Source organism: Microcoleus sp. Pol7_B2, assembly GCF_036701035.1.
In the GTDB taxonomy this organism is placed as follows: domain Bacteria; phylum Cyanobacteriota; class Cyanobacteriia; order Cyanobacteriales; family Microcoleaceae; genus Microcoleus.
The window spans coordinates 1-2,108 of record NZ_JAUBQB010000177.1 but is presented as its reverse complement, the minus strand read 5'-3'; the positions used below and the strand labels follow the sequence as shown (position 1 = coordinate 2,108).

The window sequence follows — 2,108 nt, the reverse complement described above, 5'->3', positions numbered from 1 at the left end:
AATAGACCGAGGGCTTGACCTCTCTTTCTACATGGTAAGGATGATGACTTAATTCTCTGCAGTCTTCAGCGTTTTTTACCCTGACAACTTTTGGCTTGTTAAACGCCCATGTGGCGAAGATATTTGACCCGTCACTGCATCTCGAAAATAGCTCGATGTCTGGAACCATATTTAAACTAAAGCTCCTCTGATTTAGGAGCCTTTGTTTTATGGGCTTAAGGGCTTTAAAGAACTTTTCTAGCGTAACGAGAGTGCTCAACTTTCGGTTGGTGATGATGCCGTAAACCAATCTCAGGCTTTGGCACGAGCTTCTCTGGAACACTATGAGAGCCGTTAAACGGATGGTATAGCACCTCCTAGCCAGCAGATGCTGCTGGAGCATCCCTTTTTTTACAGTCAGCCGATCACCAGTCGGGAATTTCTTCAGTTGCGTCGGATTGCGCTTGTGACAGTTGCTCCCTCGGTAACGGCACAGCCGGCAATTCATCCTCTACAGGGGGAAATGTAGCTTTCCCCCTGTAGGAAAGCATGGAAAGACTGGCGATCGCTCCTTTGACTTGATCCGGCTTCACCTCTAAGTAATGCTGCAACTGTTCGAGGTTACTATGACCACTGATTTCTTGAATAATCCGCAGCGGAATTCCGGCGTTACTCATCTGAGTCAGGGCGGTGCGACGGAAGCTGTGGGTGGAGGCTCCCTCGATGCCGGTTCGCTCGAACGCTTCTCTCAAAATCTGATCCGCTGAGTTGGTGTGCAGATGCTTCCAATGATGCGAAGGGTGGCGGCCGGGGAATAAATAAGTCTGACCCGCGTTGGGTTTCCAAGATGTCAGGAGACTTCGCAAATCTTCAATGACTGGAATCGTTCTGGTTTGGAGTTGGCCTTTGGTGTTGCCCTTGCGGAAGTTGATTGTAGGTCGGACTGTACCAGAGGCAGTGTAAATATCGATGACTTCCAGGGAACAAGCTTCGGCAATACGACAGGCGGTGTAGAGACAAACTCCGAACAGCGTGCGATCGCGTGAGGTTTGCAAACCTTTGTTGAACAAAAGCTCGATTTCCTGTTGCGTGAGTATTTTGGCTTGTCCGTGCCGTTCTATCTTCATGCTTGGTAAACTTGACCCGATACCAGAAAGTTTGCCGCAAATACTGCGTTACTGCATCGGTATACGGGAATTTCTTAACGTGGTAGCGAGAGGTGCTAAAGGAAATAAGGGTCATCGTAGATTCGGTGAGCGACAATCGCTATCGGGTATTCTAAAAATAAATGATGTTGGAAAGTTCATCGGAAAACCGCGATCGGATGATTATTTGCGATCGCTTGCAGACGTGAGTACCGCCTGCAAGTAAACGGGGAAGAAGACTCATATTTTCTTGCCAAACTCTTGTACCACAACAGCGAAGTCGATAGACTTCACTGCGTTTTGTCTCCACCTGATAAGTTGGTCATAGGCGATATCATTATTCACAACGATGTAATTCACACTCCACTGCACTTAGGGGCAGCTCTTTGGCGGTTGCTAGTCAAGCCAAAACCAATGGATTATCGTGTCGCATGGGGCTGGGAACTCGCTTATTACAGTTTGCGATAAAAAAAGCTCGTGTATCGAGGAATTAAACGAATTTGCGATTCTCTAACTCAAAAAGACATCAACAATAATCCCAACCTCGTCAGATAGTATATGAGCGCACTTTTTAACGTGTTCCGTCTCAAGTCCAATCCTGCTTGTTGAGTAAAAAATTTCATTTTAAATTAAAATCGGACTGCCAAGCATTTATTCCCAAGATAAGTCTAATGACTATAACAAGAATAACTCAAAGATATCAACAGCAACTATTGACTTATACTTGGGTGGTATCTTTAGGTTTTTTACTGTTCTCACCTGCTGCTACAGGACAGCCAATTACTCCCTCTCCCGATGGCACAGGAACTGCTGTTAATGCTTCCGGCAATCAATTTAACATCAACGGGGGACAGCGCTCAAAAGACGGCACTAATCTCTTTCATAGCTTTCAGCAGTTTGGACTCACAGACGGTCAAATTGTTAACTTTATTTCTGAACCCACTATCCGCAATATTTTAGGGCGAGTTGTGGGTGGCGATGCTT

Annotated in this window: 4 protein-coding genes; 2 read left to right on the top strand and 2 right to left on the bottom strand. The window is 46.0% G+C overall.

The features are described from left to right. Positions 1 to 259 (bottom strand): hypothetical protein (locus QUA57_RS28375; protein WP_333251549.1); only part of this gene is annotated, 259 nt, incomplete at its 3' end. Between the two features lie 145 nt (positions 260 to 404). After that, a complete protein-coding gene (locus QUA57_RS28370) occupies positions 405 to 1,106 on the bottom strand; it encodes a tyrosine-type recombinase/integrase (RefSeq protein ID WP_333065123.1) in 702 nt (233 codons plus the stop codon). Between the two features lie 279 nt (positions 1,107 to 1,385). Between QUA57_RS28370 and QUA57_RS28365 the strand changes: the two genes are divergently transcribed. Then, complete coding sequence (locus QUA57_RS28365) at positions 1,386 to 1,592, top strand: hypothetical protein (RefSeq protein ID WP_333065122.1); 207 nt, start codon at positions 1,386 to 1,388, stop codon at positions 1,590 to 1,592. Positions 1,593 to 1,795: 203 nt separating this feature from the next. Beyond that, on the top strand, positions 1,796 to 2,108 hold a 313-nt coding region (locus tag QUA57_RS28360), incomplete at its 3' end, for a two-partner secretion domain-containing protein (RefSeq protein WP_445304519.1).

What these genes read in the sequence shown, in the direction of transcription:
- QUA57_RS28370 (WP_333065123.1), bottom strand. Translation starts at nt 1,106, where the DNA reads ATGAAGATAGAACGGCACGGACAAGCCAAAATACTCACGCAACAGGAA.